Below are 16,936 nucleotides of genomic sequence, written 5' to 3' on the forward strand. Positions count from 1 at the left end.
GAGTTGAGCAGATGAAAGTGGGCCTGAGCACGTATAGTTTGTTGAACGATTTGAATTCGGGTGAGATGACGGTGCTGGATGTAATCGACTGGATTGCGGCGAACGGCGGCGAGCATATGGAGATGGTGCCTTACGGTTATACCGTGGAGGATAATCCTGATCTGGCGGATGCGATTCGGGAGCGGGCGGCGATTGCGGGTATTGAACTGTCCAACTACTCAATGCCAGCGAATTTCGTGCAGGAGACGGAAGAGGCGTTTGCAGAAGAGATGGCTCGTGTCAAAAGGCATGTGGATGTCGTACACCGTATGGGTGTAAAACATATGCGTCATGACGTAACGGCGTTTACCCTGCCGAAAGAGAAGATGACCATTGCCTGGTTCGAGGAACATCTGCCTCTGATGGTACGGGGAAGCCAGATTATTGCGGACTATGCCGCGCAGTTTGGTATCACCACAACCATTGAGAATCACGGCTTCAGCGTGCAGGCGAGTGACCGGGTGCAGCGTGTCCTGCATGCTGTAGATCGTCCCAACTTCAAAACAACACTCGATATTGGCAATTTCATGTGTGTGGATGAGAACCCCATCATCGGTGTCATGAAAAATCTGCCGTACGCTTCTCTGGTCCACTTCAAAGACTTCTACTTCCGTCCTTATGATGAGCATCCGGGTGAGGGTGAGTGGTTTCTGACGGCCTACGGCAATTTCCTTCGTGGTGCCATCGTTGGGCAAGGGGATATTCCGATCCGCAAAATTGTAAAGCTGATCAAAGATTCCGGTTACGATGGCAACATTACAGTAGAGTTCGAGGGCATGGAGGAATGCAAATCGGCATCCAAGATCGCCATGGACAACCTGCGTCGCTTCTGGGAAGAAGCGTAAGAATATTATGGAGATACTATCAAGGGCCACGTTCAGAAGTGGCTCTTTTTGTCATGCTAAAGCAGTCGAATAAGCCTAACAGAATATGGTTCTGTGCAAGGATTAAGCTACAAGTAGCACAAGTATGGTATAATAGATACATTCAGCCTGATAATAACTGGCTATGGATAGGAGAGGTCGCTGATCTATGCAGGTATTCGAGGACTGGAATCAGAAAGTAAAGAGGACGTTTAATGCTACGAACCCAGAGGTAGTATTGACGGTATCGGAAGCTGGAAGTTTGCTCGGTTTGACCAAAGACCAGATGAAACTGTACGTGGACAAGAACAAACTAACGAAGGTCCCGATCATGAGAAGTGTTCACAGATACCTCTTATTGAAAAGTGAAATAGATAGCATCGTTCAAACGCGATAACTTTATAGGATTGAACACAACCATTTTACCGACAGGATTCGGGAGAGTGGTCTTTTTTTTATCGGAAAGGGACAGAATGTGCTATGCAAGTGCAAGAAGTAGTAGGAGAGGGATGGATCAAGAATATGTTGGTAATCCTAATCGTGTAAAAGTCTGCAGAAGTTGAGTGAAAAAATATATCCTTGTCAAAGGACAACCTGTTCATATATACTCATGTCGCAAGTGGCGTGAATCGTATAATTACAAGAGCCCAAGGAGATGAAGAACGCATGTCGATTAGCTTGAATGTGTATCTGGTAACAGACGGTAATGGACGTGAAGCGGTAGAATTTTATCAAAAGGCATTTGGAGCCGAAGTGCTGGCGCTTCAAACATTTGGCGACGGTCCATCTGACCCGAATCACCCCATCCCGCCCGAAGCGAAAGACCGTATTATGCATGCTTCTTTGCAGATTGGCAACTCGGTATTAATGTTGTCCGATACATTTCCAGGTATGCCTCACACTGTAGGTAATCATGTTACGGTTACGGTGAACACGGATACGGCGGAAGAAGCCAAAGCAATTTTCAACCAACTGCAAGACGGCGGCGAAGTGAAAATGCCGATACAAGAGACGTTCTGGAGTCCAGCCTACGGCTCGGTAGTTGACAAGTTCGGTGTACAGTTTCAGATCAGTGCTACACCGGAACAAGCTTAAGAGTGTACTCTTCACTAAATAGCTTTCAAATTGCAAAAACCTCCGCGATCTGCTTCAGGCAGTCTTGGAGGTTTTTATATTTTTTCTTGTACGGAGTGAGATTAACCTTCCTTCTGAATCTTGGAAGGGTTGTTGATTTTATAGGGAACTGGGTTACGTGTCAGCTTCTTCTTGATAATTTTCGCTTCAAACGTGATAACATCTCCCACTTCCAGTTCTTGTTTCTTAACAGTAGCACTGTGACTCGACCAGGCTTCCCCAACATCGATGACGTCTGGCTCCGTGATGGTAACTGCTTCATAGATGATGACTTCATCATCATTGTCAGAGAAGTGATTCGGCACAGTGGTGAATTCTTTGACAACGGCACTCATCTTCACTTTGCCTTCTGGCAGATCAATCTTGACGGTCTTGGCTTTGCTTGCTGTTTTGGCTTTAGGTTTGGCTTCACTGGCTGCCCCGGTTTGAGGTCCAATATACTCTTCCACCAACCCATCCGGATCACCCTTCAGCCCCGAGGAGAATTCATCTGTGTCCGTGTCGTCCGCATCATCCAGATCAACCGGAATTTCATCCGGGTTAGCCAGTGCATCGGGAGTTGGCGTAACATCAGCAGGGGTAACTGGTGCGACTGTATCCGAAGTTGAGGGTTCCGTGCTGCGTTCTGATCCAGCTGTGCTTATGCTTCTGGCGTTGTAGCTAGAGGCTTGCATTTCCTTCAGATAAGACGGGTGAATACAATGCTTTTGTCCATTATCCAGTTGAATAACGGCTGCCATGTGATCGACATATCCAATGATGGTGCACGGCATGTTCAATCCGTTTCCTTTATAATAGAACGTTTTGAGTTTGGTCGCTTTACCGGAAAGCAGGCCCCACTCCTGACATTTCTCAATCAGCTCATCTTCGTTCTCCAACGCAATAAAATCCTGCGGTTCAATCATAAATGCGTATGTCATATGGAATTTCCGCCCTTCCAATCCATTCTTCATGTTCATCGTTTCCAAATTACAATCAGTGTATCACAAATGAGCATTTTGCATAAATCCAATCACTGAAATCTGTACCTAAAGACAAAGATTTTCAAAGCCCGCTCGCTGAAGCCTATGCTATAATTTGATCAGAATATAAGGTGGAAAATATAGCATTGATATACATAGCATTGATATACATATTTCAGAAAGGGAAGATCTGCATGAAGAAAAAAGTAAATCATCAAGCCTTATGGCTTGCTATAGGAACGGCTATGGGAGTCATCATTGGTACGGCTACGCAGCAGCTTGGACTCGGGATTGCTTTTGGCGTGGCGCTTGGCATTGTCATTGGTTCAGTGGCTAGCAATCGTGCAGGTTCAGACTCGGAAGATATGCTCAGTGAGCATGTCCGGGAATTGCACAAACCAGGTGACTGGGAAGAGGCAATCCAGCGTTCACAGGATCATCCGGTGCTTATTCTGAAGCACAGCACGACGTGTCCAACCAGTGCGAGAGCGTACAGAGAGTTTATTGCGTTTGTAGGCACCAATGCATCCGATCCCAAACAACCCATGGATTACCGCATCGTCAAAGTGATTGAAAGTCGCTCGTTATCCCGCCACATTGCGGAAGAGACCGAGGTTCATCATGAGTCACCACAGATACTGTTGCTTGATCAAGGGAAAGTCGTCAAACATACCTCGCATGGCAAAATCACGAAAAAGAGATTATTGCAGTGGGCACAGAATCCATTTGGATAGAGGCCATTAAAATCCGGTTCACTTTAAAAATAACAAAAAAAATCATATCCTTGCATGCGAATTTCGATTAAAATATAACTTGCCTTCATATTTCTGAATCGGAGTGATCCATATGGAACAATATAAGTTCAAGTCGGAACATAGTCAGATGATTGTTGATGCTATTGTTGAAGGATACCATGACTATATTGAACACCGTAAAGATCGGAAAGCGAACATGAAGATTAGTTCAGCCTTTGCTTGGACAAAGGGTAATTTTATTGAGAGCAAAATCGCAGATTATTGCATTGAACGCGGTGAAGAGGGATTCACTCACAAAAAATCCAAAGCAGGTTTAACGTGGGATTACCTACAGTTCACACACGCAGATTCAAAAGTTCTATTTCTGATTAAGAACGCTGCCTATTTTAATGAAAATAGTTTTTCCAGAGCCAAGATACCTATGGGTGACGATAACAAGGGGGCGTTCCGTACGTATCTACATGATCTCTCCAAGATTAATAAAGACTTAAAATTCTCCTTAAGCCAACCATTCCATACTGGACAAGGTAAGGTCGAGAGAGTAGAGCAACTGTCTTTTCCACTCTCAGAGAGTCAGGTCAGTCGTGTGAAAGAAGAAGTTGAACATTTTGCATCTACGTATAATGAATTTCACATACTCACTTATGCCATTGATGATGCATATCAAATTTCGAAGGTTCAGCATTATCTGCCCAATCCGCATGATAATATAGCTTATTTTATAGAAGATTTGTCGGATCTGATCTCAGGTGCTGAGTTAAATGAAAGTGACCGTGAGGTACTTGCACCAGATATGGAAGATATCGTCGATCCGGCGGCTTATGATATTGAAATTTTGGAAGAAGAACAACGGGGTTGATTCCCTGGTGGTTCGCAGTCCAGTAAGGAGGGAGCAGCATGTTCGTTGGTGAAAATTTGACCAATTTACGGATCATGCATGGTTATTCGAGAAAGCAGCTCTCCGAACAATTAGGTGTGACAGAACAAGCAGTCTGGCAATATGAAAATGCGTATACCTCTCCCAAAGTGCCAATTGTGAATGAGTTGAAACGCATTTTCAGTGTGAAAAGCAAGTATTTTTACGCAAAAGATATGTTAGCACAGCATATGAATTCCTCCAATATTGATGTCATGAACATCGCCTATCGTTCAAAAGTGTTGAATGTAATCTCCAAGACACAGACAGAAGCAAAACACGTAGAATATTTGGATACGTTCATCAATTATATCACCGCTCAGATTAGCCTCCCCACACTGAATATCATCAAGTTGAGGGAAGAGGCCATTGAATATATGAATCATTCAGACGATGATCGTGATACTCAGATTCATTATGTTGCACATCTTGCGCGGCAACGGCTTAATCTGGAGCCATCTACGAATGAGAACCTGATGTTCTGGATTGAAAAAAGTGGTGTTTACGTTTTTGAGAAGGCGATCGGTGAGGAAATTGATGCGTACAGCCTTTGGACGCGAAACGATCGTCCGTTTATCATACTGGGTAACATAAAACGTTCCGCGGTTCGCAGGAATTTTGATATTGCACATGAACTTGGTCATTTGTTGCTTCATTATCGTCTGGAGTTTGTCAATCTGGACCGAAAAGAACACAAATTGATTGAGAATGAAGCCAATCTGTTTGCGGGGGCATTTTTATTGCCTGAGGAAGAGTTTTCATTGGACATGAATGATATCACTCACAAGACGAATCCCGATCAATATCTTGACTTGAAAAAGAAATGGAAGACTTCATTACAAGTGCTGGGGTACAGAGCAGCCCATTTAGGGATGATGGAGGCAAAGGATCATCGTAATTTCTATGCGGCGATGCACCGAAGAGGATACTTGGAAAAGGAACCTTTTGATCATACAATTCCGCTTCAAAAACCGATGCGAATCAAAACCATTATTGACCTGCTCTCCAAGAAAGGCCTTGTGGATATCCGTTATATGATTGAGGAGGATTGGAAAGTGGAAACTTCCTTCTTTCATCATATGACAGGAATAAACACGGACTTTTTTAACAAGTACATGACGAACAAGCCACCAACTAGTATTCAAAATGTTAGGAAAATGCCTACACGTAGTTCTTGAAATGACTAGTAGGTAATAGATTGCTCCGTATAAAAACGATCATAGACCCGTTCTTTTCAGCCCAGAGCTGAGGAGAGCGGGTCTTTTTTACGCTTTTTTTACACCTGTGGAGGTATTTCTTTACCCCTTTTTTACAGCGTTTCGTATTACGATTTTACATGTAGCAGGTGCAGAGAACGGTGAGAGAGGGAGGAAGGGCGAATGTTGAATGATGCCACGATGATTGGATTGGTTGTGCTGGTGTTTGCGGTGTTTTGGGGATTTGTGCAATTCTGCGAGAAGGCTTGAGGGTAGAGAGGGGGAAGCCAGATGATCGTCATCGGCATGATTGTGCTCGCACTGGTGATTTATCTCGGTTATGTGCTGGTGAAGCCGGAGAAATTCTGATGCTGGCCATGTGCGTAATACGGGAACAAGGGAACGTCGAATAGGGAGGAAATACGGATATGGGTATTGGTGTAGTGCAAGTAGCGGTGACGCTGCTAATCATCCTGCTGCTGGTGAAACCGGTAGGAAAATATATAGTAAACGTGTTCGATGGACAACGGACGGGACTGGATCAGGTTTTTGGCGGACCGGAGCGACTGCTCTATCGAGTGATGGGAGTGCGTGAGAACGAAACAATGGGGTGGAAAAAGTATCTTACGGCGGTTCTCCTCTCCAACTTCGTGATGTTGGTGTTGATGTTTTTGGTGCTGCGGCTGCAAAAGTATTTGCCACTTAACCCGGATGGGATCGGGAATATGCCTGCCGCACAGGCATTTAATACGGCTGTATCTTTTATGACCAACACGAACTGGCAGTCGTATACGGGCGAGAATGCCCTGTCGTACCTGTCACAGATGCTGGCAGTGACGTTCCCAATGTTTACGTCGGCAGCGACGGGATTCGCAGTAGCCATTGCATTCATTCGCGGACTGGTAGGCCGCCGGGATGAACTGGGCAACTTCTATGTCGACCTTGTACGGTCGATTACGAGAATTTTTTTACCACTGAGCTTCATCGTAGCCTTGTTCCTCGTGTTCCAGGGTGTGCCTCAGACGCTCGCAGGAGCGGTGAACGCTACCACGCTGGAAGGCGCGCAGCAGACCATCTCACGTGGACTGGTCGCCTCACTGGAGTCGATCAAACACATTGGCACCAACGGTGGTGGCTGGTTTGGAACCAATGCTGCACATCCATTCGAGAATCCGACGGCCCTGAGCAATCTGGTGCATATCGTCTGTATGATGCTGTTACCCACTGCACTGATATACGCCTTCGGCTTGATGGTCAATAACCGGAAGCAGGGTTGGGCATTGTTCGCAGCGATGAGTTTTCTTTTCCTTGTGATGTTGACCACCGTATTTGTCTCCGAATATCGCGGTGTACCGGCACTGGATGCAGCAGGCCTTCAAGGCAATATGGAGGGGAAAGAGGTCAGGTTCGGCATATCCGAATCGGCTTTATTCACGGCGGTCACGACAGCGGCTACAACAGGTTCGGTCAATAATATGCACGAGTCGCTCACTCCACTTGGAGGCATGGTATCACTGGCTCAGATGATGCTCAATAACGTGTTTGGCGGCAAAGGAGTAGGGCTAATCAACGGACTGTTGTATGTGATTCTGGCTGTGTTTATCTGTGGATTGATGGTGGGACGAACACCTGAGTTTCTGGGCAAAAAAATTGAGGGCAAAGAGGTGAAGCTCGCATCCATTGCGTTGCTCATTCATCCTTTGATTATTCTTGCGCCAACGGCACTTGCGCTTCTGCGGCCTGAAGCCATTGCCTCCATCTCGAATGGGGGCATGCATGGTCTGACTGAGGTTCTCTATGCTTTTGCCTCAGGTGCGGCCAATAATGGATCGGCTTTTGCCGGACTAAATGCCAATACAGACTTTTACAACATTGCGATTGGTATCGTTATGCTGCTGGGAAGGTACGCTTCGATGATCGCCATGCTGGCCATTGCGGGTTCACTCGCTACGAAGCGGGTTGTGCCGGTAACTACAGGTACACTGCGTACACACACACCTCTGTTTGCTGGCACCTTGGTCATGATGATCGTTGTAGTCGGCGCGCTTACGTTCTTCCCATCGCTTGCCCTTGGACCGATTGCAGAGCATCTGGCGATGATTCAATGAGGGATATAACAGGGGAGCAACAGAGGAATTGGTGCAAGGACGTAACGTATGGAGGTGGCATTGCACGATGAATGTAGTCGAACGAAAGAAGGAGCAGACGATGCAACACATGGATACAGAAATGTTCAGATCGAAGGGCAATGAGCCGGATAACAACCGCGGTAATATTCAACGTGATCCCGGATCGAAACGATCGTTAAGCAAGGATATGATACTTCAGGCTTCACTGGATGCGTTCAAGAAGCTAAATCCGGTGGTCATGATCAAAAATCCGGTCATGTTTATTGTCGAGGTAGGTACATTCATTACGCTCTTATTATGCATTAATCCCGATCTCTTCACCGCATCCGAGGCTGGGCGTGGGTACAACATCGCCGTGTTTTTCATTTTGCTGTTCACGCTGCTGTTCGCTAACTTCGCGGAGGCACTTGCAGAAGGCAGAGGTAAGGCACAGGCGGATACGTTACGCAAGACGAAGTCGGACACCCTGGCCAATCTGGTGCAGAAGGATGGAACAATCCGGCAAGTCTCTTCGACCCAGTTGAAAAAAGGCGATATGGTCCGTGTGGAAGTCGGTGAACTGATCCCAACGGACGGTGAAATTACAGAAGGATTGGCATCCATTGATGAATCGGCCATTACGGGAGAATCCGCACCAGTTATCAAGGAGGCAGGAGGCGATTTCTCCTCCGTTACCGGAGGTACACGCGTCGTGTCCGATTACATCGTCATGCGTGTTCAGACCGATCCGGGGGAGTCATTCCTTGACCGGATGATCTCTCTGGTTGAGGGTGCACAGCGCCAGAAAACACCCAATGAAATCGCGCTGACAACCCTGCTCGCCGTATTAACCCTGATCTTTCTAATTGTTATTCTGACGATGGTTCCGATGGCGAATTACCTGGGTATTCGACTGGATCTGGCGACTCTGATCGCGCTGCTCGTCTGCCTAATTCCAACTACAATCGGGGGATTGCTATCCGCCATTGGTATTGCAGGAATGGACCGTGTAACGCAGTTCAATGTGCTGGCCATGTCGGGTAAAGCGGTGGAAGCGGCCGGGGATATCGATACGTTGATTTTGGACAAAACGGGGACGATCACATACGGAAACCGTATGGCATCTGAATTCATTCCTGTTCAGGGCATAACTGCATCAGAGATGACGCAAGCTGCTTTACAGGCTTCTGTACGGGATGAGACCCCGGAAGGACGTTCTGTTGTGGAACTGGCAGGCAAACAAGGCCAGAGCTGGTCTGAGACGGAGTATGCGAATGCGGAAAATGTGGAATTCACAGCAGAGACTCGGATGTCCGGTCTCAATCTGAGTAACGGTATGAAGATTCGTAAAGGTGCCGTGGATGCGATCAAACGTTATATTGCTTCCGAAGGAGGCCGCATACCCGATGATCTGGATGAGATTGCAAATCGTATTGCGAAGGCTGGAGGCACGCCGCTTGCTGTAGCCATCGATGAGCGAATCTACGGTGTGATCTATTTGAAAGATACCGTGAAGCCAGGGCTGAAAGAGAAGTTCGCCGAGATGCGCGCCATGGGCATCAAGACCATTATGTGTACAGGAGATAATCCGCTGACCGCAGCGACCATAGCGTTGGAAGCGGGCGTGGATGATTTTATTGCTGAAGCGAAGCCCGAGGACAAGATTGCGGCGATCAAAAAAGAGCAGCAGGAGGGCAAACTCGTCGCCATGACGGGCGATGGTACGAACGATGCTCCTGCTCTGGCGCAGGCCGATGTGGGCCTGGCGATGAATTCGGGCACCATGGCGGCCAAAGAAGCGGCCAACATGATTGACTTGGATTCTGACCCGACCAAGCTATTGTCGGTTGTCTCCATTGGCAAACAGCTGCTGATTACACGCGGCGCGCTCACAACCTTTTCGATATCCAATGATATCGCGAAGTATTTTGCCATCATTCCAGCCATGTTCATTCTCGCCATGCCGCAGCTCCAGGCTCTGAATATTATGAAGCTAGCTTCACCGCAGTCTGCGATTCTGTCAGCGCTAATCTTCAACGCTATTATTATTCCACTGCTCATTCCCATAGCGATGAAAGGGGTTAAGTACCGGGCGATGTCAGCCGAAAGGCTGCTCGGGCGCAATGTGTTTATCTACGGCGTAGGCGGTGTGATTGTGCCTTTTATCGGGATTAAACTGATTGACTTGGTTCTGTCGGGAATTCTTTAACGAGATAACAACGCTTATCAACATTATTCTTTTATCCTAATGAAAAATAGGAAGTGATCTGTATGAACATGTTCTTGCCCGCTATACGGTTATCCGTCGTACTTATGCTGATCTGCGGCCTAATCTACCCGCTCGTAACGACTGGCGTAGCCCAGCTTCTCTTTCCTGCGCAGGCGAATGGAAGTCTGATTACGCAAGATGAGAAAATCATCGGCTCGTCACTGCTGGCGCAGGAAATACAATCGCCGGGGCTGTTCCAGCCCCGGGCATCGAATGCCAGTTATGACCCAACGGCTTCAGCCGGTTCGAATCGCGCCGTAGCTTCAGAGGAGTATATCAGCGAGATGAAGGAAAAGATTGCTCAGCTTAGACAGGAAAACCCGGGAATGCAGCAGATCCCCGCTGATCTCGTGACGGGTTCAGGTTCGGGACTTGACCCTGATCTGTCTCCTGAAGCTGCTGAGGTGCAGATCCCGCGCATTAGCGAAGCTACGGGAATTAGTGAACAGCAGCTTATGCAAATTGTAAATGAGCATACGGAAGGCCGTCAGATGGGTATATTCGGGGAGCGGCGTGTGAATGTAACAGCTCTGAATCTGGCGCTGACAGCAGAACTGAAATAAAGGACGAATGTATTAGCCTGCTCACGATATATCGGGAGGGGAGTGGGACAGATGGAAGACAGCTTCAAGCGCAAGTCACCGGAAGAGATGCTGAAGATGATTACGAAGCTGCAGCAGGGTACGCTCAAAATCTACATCGGCCCAGTCAGCGGATCGGGCAAAACGTATCACATGCTGCGGGAAGGGAACACGTTGCGTGAGCAGGGCATTGATGTGGTCATCTGTGCCGTGTCCACGATGCGCAGACCGGAAACGGTGGAGCAACTTGGCGCACTCGAAAGGATTCCAAGCATTCACTGGGTACGCCAGAGTGATGATGTAGAGATGAAGGATTTGAACTTGGATGCACTAATGGCGCGTAATCCGGAGGTTGTGCTGGTGGATGGTTTGGCACATCGCAACAGAGAAGGCGCTCGCTATGCTACCCGGCTGGAGGACATTCAGTTCTTGCTCCGAAACAACATCAGTGTCATGACAACGGTGAATGTGTATGAGCTGGAAGGGTATACCGAGCTGGCACGACAACTTACGGGGATCGCAGCAGAATATACGGTGCCTGCCGATACATTGGAGCTTGCGGATGAAGTGAAGCTGATAGACGTCACGCCGGAAACGATACTGAACCGTCTTGCAGAGGGTCATTTGCAGGGACATGAGGGTAAAGCTGTATTTCGTCAAGGTAATCTGGGTATTCTGCGCGAACTGGCCCTGAAATTGGTTGCGGAAGGGGTGAATGAATCCCTGCGTGAGCATCGGGAGGAGATGGGAATTACCGTCACGACAGGCATCATGGAGCGGATTCTGGTGTCCACGCAATATCATTGGAACGGCTCCATCTATATCCGGCGTGGGCAACAGATTGCCAAACGGCTGAATGGTGATTTGTGCGCCGTTGTTTTTCGGAATATGAAGCAGCCATTAACCAAGGAGGCAACCGTATTTCGGCGCAATATGATCAAGCTGGTAGAGAAGTTTGGCGGCCATATGGAGGAGTTGTCTATTTTACACCGTCGCAACATCCCGTTTACGCTGGCGCGTTACGCAATGGAGCACCAGATTACCCGCATTGTGATGGGACACTCCCGGCGTACACGCTGGCAGGAACTGTGGCAAGGGTCCGTTGTTAACTCGTTGCTGCGCAGATTACGTGGTGTCGACCTGTTTCTGGTTGCTGATCGAACGGCCCGGGAGGGTGAACGTGTGGTTCCGGCTAAAGTTAACGATGTGGAGTCACTGACATACCGCAGACTAAGCGAGCAGGAAATGAAGGAACAGATTGGTCAGATTCAGCGCGGCACATTCAAAATATATATCGGAGCCGCACCAGGTGTGGGCAAAACCTACATGATGCTGCGGGAAGGCAATGATTTGCTCCGCAAGAGCATTGATGTGCAGATCGGCTTGCTGGAGACCCATGGGCGGGCGGAAACTGTGGAGCAGATTGGCCACCTGTCTGTGATCCCTCGTGCGCAAAGAGTTTATCAGGGAACTCGTCTGGAAGAGATGGACACGGAGGCCATTCTACATCTTTGTCCAGAAGTGGTGCTTGTGGATGAACTGGCGCATACGAATGTACCCGGGAGTGTTCGGCAAAAGCGTTATGAAGATGTTCTGCTCCTGCTGAATGCAGGCATCTCGGTGATTACCACAATGAACGTACAGCATCTCGAAAGTCTGAATGATGCCGTTGAACATATTACAGGTGTTCGTGTCCGCGAGACCGTACCCGATCGGATCATTCAGATGGCGGATGAGGTGCAGTTGATTGATGTGGCGCCCCAGGCCTTGCGGCAGCGCATGAGGGAGGGTAAAATCTATGCAACTGCCAAGGTCGAGCAAGCCCTTGCGAATTTCTTCAAAATCGGCAATCTGATTGCCTTGCGTGAACTTGCCCTGCGTGAATTGGCGGACGATGTGGATGAACGGCTTGAAGCACAGCAGGCCAAAATTGCACTTCGAGGACCTTGGCGAAGACAGGAAGCAGTCTTCGTATGTGTAAGCAGTGATCGTCATGCCGAGCGGCTGATCCGACGTGGATTCCGTATGGCTTATCGTCTAAAAGCCATCTGGCATGTACATCATATCCACATCGGTGAGTCCATGAGTGACGAAGTGAAGTGCCATCTGGAAGCGTTGGAGCAGCTGACCATTCGGCTTGGCGGTCAATTTCACATCCACCACAGTCCAAAACTGCGGGATGTACCTGAGATTTTGGCAAGTAAAGCATCGGAGGCGCGAGCAACCCAGTTGGTGGTGGGGCAGGCAAGACGGCTGTGGTGGCTGAATGGCTACCGCGGCTCAGGCTCGGTGGTCAACCGACTTGTGCGCTTGTCGCGGCATCTGGATGTATTGATCGTTGCAGATTACGATTATGAACTGAGCGGGATGTGAATGGATGTTTTCTGAACAAGTAAAAAAAGAAACGCGGGCATCTCATGGAAAACGGGTTCCGGCATATGTATGGGTGACCCTCGGGGTGACACTGCTAACCTTGCTGCTTCATGTCATCGATATGAGTGGTGATCTGGTTAATGTAGCGCTGATATACCTGTTTCCCGTACTGGTGAGTGCCGTGTATTGGGGAATGGGGCCAGCTGTATATGCCGCGAGTTTTAGCGTCATTATGTTTGACTTCTTTTTTGTACCCCCATATCTGAGCTTTACGGTTGAGGATTTGAGATATCTCATCTCCTTTGTCGTGTATCTTGCGGTGGCCATTTTAACTGCGAGTCTTGCAGGTCGACTACGACAACAGCTGGAGATGGTAAAAGCACGCGAGGCCACGACGAACTCCCTATACGCATTGAGTCGTCAGATGACAGCCATTACTGATCTGAACACGCTGCTGGTTAATATTGCAACCCAAGTATCGCTTACCTTGGGTAAGCCGGCGGCTGTGTATCTCCCCGATGGGCAGGGGGATCTGCTGGTTACGAGCTCTTCCCCATCCACATTAGAAGGAGAAGGGGGTGGCTGGGGCGATGGGGAGTCGGAGATTGCCATTGCCAAATGGGTATATTATCACGGACAGATCGCCGGTAAGGGATCACCCACTTTGCGGGAATCTCCCGGACTTTACGTGCCGCTACGCACAGAGGAGCAGCTTCATGGCGTGCTCGCCGTGAGCATGGACGCTGGCGAGGTTCATGAGCAGCAAGAACAGCTTCGTCTGCTGGAAGCATGCGGAGGTCTGGCGGCAGGTGCCATTGCCCGAGTGAAGCTGGCGGAAGAGGCCCGATTGGCGCAGATCACAGCCGAATCGGAGCGCATACGCACAGCGCTGCTGGACTCTGTCTCTCATGAATTGCGTACTCCCCTAACCGCCATTATCGGCTCGGCTACGGGATTGTTGGAGAATGATACTCTTTTTACACCCGATGATCGGAGAGAATTAACGGGCAACATTCGGGATGGGGCCATGCGTATGAATCGTCTCGTCACAAATCTGCTGGGTATGGTTCGGCTGGAGAGCGGCATGTTGCAACTGAACCGGAAATGGTGTGACGTGGAGGATATAATCAGCGTTGTACTGACACAGGTTCGGGAATTCAGTCCGCATCGCAACATTCAAGTTGAACTTCCTGGTGCTCCGGTCTTCATTTACGGAGATGAAGTATTGCTGGAGCAGGTGCTGGTCAATATCATCAGCAACGCCATCAAATATTCTCCTCATGAAAGCCTGATTGTCATCACTGTGGCGAGTGATGACAGTCCGAGTCATTTGACGATCATGGTCGCTGATCAAGGCATCGGTATACCAGAAGCAGAAAGAAAACGTATATTCGATAAGTTCTATCGCTCAGAGTCTACTCAGCATGTCACAGGGACGGGGCTTGGTCTGGCCATCTGCAAAGGCATTGTGGAAGTCCACGGAGGTACCATTGTAGCAGAGCCGAATCCTGGCGGGGGAACGAGAATGCGCATAGATATCCCCATGGAGGCTCACGGACCACGGTTTCCCTATTCAGAACAAGGAGAGGTTGAAGAATAAAATGAACGCAACACTAGGGGCTCGCATACTGGTGATCGATGATGAGCCGCAGATTCGCAAATTGCTCAAGGTCACCCTTCAGGCACACCAATTCGAACTCCACGAGTGCGGGGATGGCGAAGAGGGTGTCATTCAGGCCAGCATTGTACATCCGGATCTGATCATCCTTGATCTCGGTTTGCCGGGCATGTCCGGTATGGAGGTGCTTCGCCGGATTCGCGAATGGTCGCAGGTGCCGATTATCGTGCTGACAGCGAAGGATCAGGAGGGAGATAAAATTGCCGCGCTGGATGGTGGTGCAGATGATTATGTGACCAAACCCTTCGGGATGGGGGAGTTGGTTGCCCGTATTCGGGTTGCGCTGCGTCATGTAGCCAAAACGACGGATGAGCCCATATTGCGCTTCGGATCACTTACGATTGATCTGGCCCAAAGGCAGGTCGAACTGGAGGGAACTTTGGTCAAATTAACTCCAACGGAATATGAGATGCTGAAAGTGCTCGCTTCCAATGCGGGAAAGATCATCACCCAGCGTCAGCTTTTGCAACAAGTATGGGGAGGGCATCATCATGAGTCTGACAGTCATTACCTCCGGGTATATGTAGGACATCTGCGTAAAAAATTAAAGGAAGATCCGACGAATCCCCGATATATTCAGACGGAGCCGGGCATTGGTTATCGCTTTTTGCTCCCAGCCGAATAAGGTTTAATTGACACAGGGCGTTTCTTATAAGTGATGCGATGCACGATTCAGCAGATGAGCGCTATGAAATGGAACAAAACACCGTCCCCTTTAGCAGCAAAGGAAACGGTGCTTTTATATTATGACGTGTATTTTGGCAGCCAGTCGCCGTGAGCCTCAATCAACTCATCACACATGGCTACGATGTCATCAATAGACAGTTCTGCAGCTGTGTGCGGATCAAGCATGGCGGCGTGATAGATATGTTCCTTCTTGCCAGTGATTGCTGCTTCAATCGTCAGCAGTTGGGTGTTGATGTTTGTTCGGTTCAATGCCGCGAGTTGTGGAGGCAGGTCACCAATGTACGTAGGGCTGATTCCTGATCCATCGACCAGACAAGGTACCTCGACACATGCCTCGCGCGGCAGGTTCGTAATCAGTCCGTTGTTCATGACGTTGCCGCCAATTTTGTAAGGTTGGTTCGTCTCCATGGCTTCCATAATATGCGATGCGTATTCCCGGCTGCGGGTATGTTCAATATTTTCGCTGGCAAACAGCTTGGTACGCATCTCTTTCCAGCCTTCAATCTGGTTCACACAGCGGCGTGGATACTCATCCAGTGGAATGTTGAAGCGTTCGATTAGCTCCGGGTAGTTGCGTTTGATGAAGTAAGGGTGGTACTCAGCATTGTGCTCGGAGGACTCTGTTACATAATAGCCAAAACGCTGCATCAGCTCAAAACGAACCATGTCACCATGCTGTTCCTTCTGTTTTTCCTTCGCCAGACGTTTAATTTCGGGGTACAGATCCTGCCCGTCTTTTGTAACTTCGAGCAGCCACGCCATGTGGTTGATGCCTGCAATTTTGGCTACGACACCCGTCTGATCGATCCCCAGTGCATCAAACAGATGCGGTACACATACCTGCACACTATGACACAATCCTACGGTTTTGATCCCACCATGCACGTTCATGACGTTGGTAAGCACGGCCATCGGGTTGGTATAGTTCAGGAACCATGCATCCGGACATACTTCCTGCATATCCCGGGCAAAATCCAGCATGACCGGAATCGTCCGCAAGTTACGGAAAATTCCACCGATACCGAGTGTGTCTGCAATCGTTTGACGCAGTCCGTATTTCTTTGGAATTTCGAAGTCCGTAATGGTGCATGGATCATACCCACCCACCTGAATGGCGTTGATGACATATTTGGCTCCGCGCAGCGCTTCTTTGCGGTCATGATATACGTTAATGACACAACGACTTCCAATCGAACGGGCCAGACTGGTCAACAAACGCTCTGAGTCGCTCAAGCGTTCAGCATCAATATCGAACAATGCCAGCTCAAAATCTTGCAGTGCTTCGGTCATCATGACATCACCCAATACATTTTTAACAAAGACGGTGCTGCCTGCACCGAGGAACGTAATTTTATTCATTTAAGTTTAGCCTCCC

Annotated in this window: 15 protein-coding genes; 13 read left to right on the forward strand and 2 right to left on the reverse strand. The window is 48.7% G+C overall.

The window, feature by feature from the left end:
• The first annotated feature begins 11 nt into the window (after nucleotides 1-11).
• The 3 genes from M1D71_RS01145 to M1D71_RS01155 all read left to right on the forward strand — a co-directional run bounded on the left by M1D71_RS01145 (nucleotide 12) and on the right by M1D71_RS01155 (nucleotide 1,997).
• A complete protein-coding gene (locus M1D71_RS01145) occupies nucleotides 12-884 on the forward strand; it encodes a sugar phosphate isomerase/epimerase family protein (RefSeq protein ID WP_458124922.1) in 873 nt (290 codons plus the stop codon).
• 187 nt (nucleotides 885-1,071) lie between these two features.
• Complete coding sequence (locus M1D71_RS01150; protein WP_145326349.1) at nucleotides 1,072-1,299, forward strand: DNA-binding protein; 228 nt, start codon at nucleotides 1,072-1,074, stop codon at nucleotides 1,297-1,299.
• 269 nt (nucleotides 1,300-1,568) lie between these two features.
• Nucleotides 1,569-1,997 carry a VOC family protein gene (locus M1D71_RS01155; RefSeq protein WP_458124923.1) on the forward strand — a complete coding sequence of 143 codons (429 nt, stop codon included), beginning with the start codon at nucleotides 1,569-1,571 and terminating at the stop codon, nucleotides 1,995-1,997.
• 101 nt (nucleotides 1,998-2,098) lie between these two features.
• On the opposite strand, the gene M1D71_RS01160 is transcribed toward M1D71_RS01155, so the two are convergent.
• Nucleotides 2,099-2,956, reverse strand: a complete 858-nt coding sequence (locus M1D71_RS01160; RefSeq protein ID WP_458124924.1) for a hypothetical protein — start codon at nucleotides 2,954-2,956, stop codon at nucleotides 2,099-2,101.
• Between the two features lie 236 nt (nucleotides 2,957-3,192).
• Between M1D71_RS01160 and ytxJ the strand changes: the two genes are divergently transcribed.
• From ytxJ to M1D71_RS01210, 10 genes are all read left to right on the forward strand, one after another.
• Nucleotides 3,193-3,732 (forward strand): bacillithiol system redox-active protein YtxJ, encoded by a 540-nt coding sequence (ytxJ, locus tag M1D71_RS01165; protein ID WP_458124925.1) that lies wholly within the window; start codon nucleotides 3,193-3,195, stop codon nucleotides 3,730-3,732.
• A 112-nt stretch (nucleotides 3,733-3,844) separates the two neighbouring features.
• Complete coding sequence (locus M1D71_RS01170) at nucleotides 3,845-4,612, forward strand: spr1630 family ClpXP-sensitive toxin (protein ID WP_458124926.1); 768 nt, start codon at nucleotides 3,845-3,847, stop codon at nucleotides 4,610-4,612.
• Between the two features lie 38 nt (nucleotides 4,613-4,650).
• On the forward strand, nucleotides 4,651-5,847 hold the full coding sequence (locus M1D71_RS01175; protein WP_458124927.1) for a spr1629 family repressor/antitoxin: 1,197 nt from the start codon (nucleotides 4,651-4,653) through the stop codon (nucleotides 5,845-5,847).
• A gap of 324 nt (nucleotides 5,848-6,171) precedes the next feature.
• Nucleotides 6,172-6,234: a potassium-transporting ATPase subunit F gene (locus M1D71_RS01180; RefSeq protein WP_353884092.1), complete on the forward strand. Its 63-nt coding sequence runs from the start codon at nucleotides 6,172-6,174 to the stop codon at nucleotides 6,232-6,234.
• Nucleotides 6,235-6,293: 59 nt separating this feature from the next.
• Nucleotides 6,294-7,973 carry a potassium-transporting ATPase subunit KdpA gene (kdpA, locus tag M1D71_RS01185; protein WP_458124928.1) on the forward strand — a complete coding sequence of 560 codons (1,680 nt, stop codon included), beginning with the start codon at nucleotides 6,294-6,296 and terminating at the stop codon, nucleotides 7,971-7,973.
• A gap of 208 nt (nucleotides 7,974-8,181) precedes the next feature.
• The gene (kdpB, locus tag M1D71_RS01190) at nucleotides 8,182-10,182 is read left to right on the forward strand and encodes a potassium-transporting ATPase subunit KdpB (protein ID WP_458127126.1); all 2,001 of its coding nucleotides are present in this window, start codon (nucleotides 8,182-8,184) and stop codon (nucleotides 10,180-10,182) included.
• Nucleotides 10,183-10,244: 62 nt separating this feature from the next.
• Nucleotides 10,245-10,805, forward strand: a complete 561-nt coding sequence (gene kdpC, locus M1D71_RS01195) for a potassium-transporting ATPase subunit KdpC (RefSeq protein WP_458124929.1) — start codon at nucleotides 10,245-10,247, stop codon at nucleotides 10,803-10,805.
• Nucleotides 10,806-10,856: 51 nt separating this feature from the next.
• On the forward strand, nucleotides 10,857-13,196 hold the full coding sequence (locus M1D71_RS01200; protein ID WP_458127127.1) for a histidine kinase: 2,340 nt from the start codon (nucleotides 10,857-10,859) through the stop codon (nucleotides 13,194-13,196).
• A 4-nt stretch (nucleotides 13,197-13,200) separates the two neighbouring features.
• Nucleotides 13,201-14,796: an ATP-binding protein gene (locus tag M1D71_RS01205; RefSeq protein WP_458124930.1), complete on the forward strand. Its 1,596-nt coding sequence runs from the start codon at nucleotides 13,201-13,203 to the stop codon at nucleotides 14,794-14,796.
• A gap of 1 nt (nucleotide 14,797) precedes the next feature.
• Nucleotides 14,798-15,499, forward strand: coding sequence for a response regulator (locus M1D71_RS01210; protein ID WP_458124931.1), 702 nt, complete (start codon nucleotides 14,798-14,800; stop codon nucleotides 15,497-15,499).
• 119 nt (nucleotides 15,500-15,618) lie between these two features.
• Here M1D71_RS01210 and melA read toward each other — a convergent pair whose 3' ends face one another.
• The gene (gene melA, locus M1D71_RS01215) at nucleotides 15,619-16,920 is read right to left on the reverse strand and encodes an alpha-galactosidase (RefSeq protein ID WP_458124932.1); all 1,302 of its coding nucleotides are present in this window, start codon (nucleotides 16,918-16,920) and stop codon (nucleotides 15,619-15,621) included.
• Between the last annotated feature and the right edge of the window lie 16 nt (nucleotides 16,921-16,936).

Source organism: Paenibacillus sp. Z3-2 (assembly GCF_054161325.1).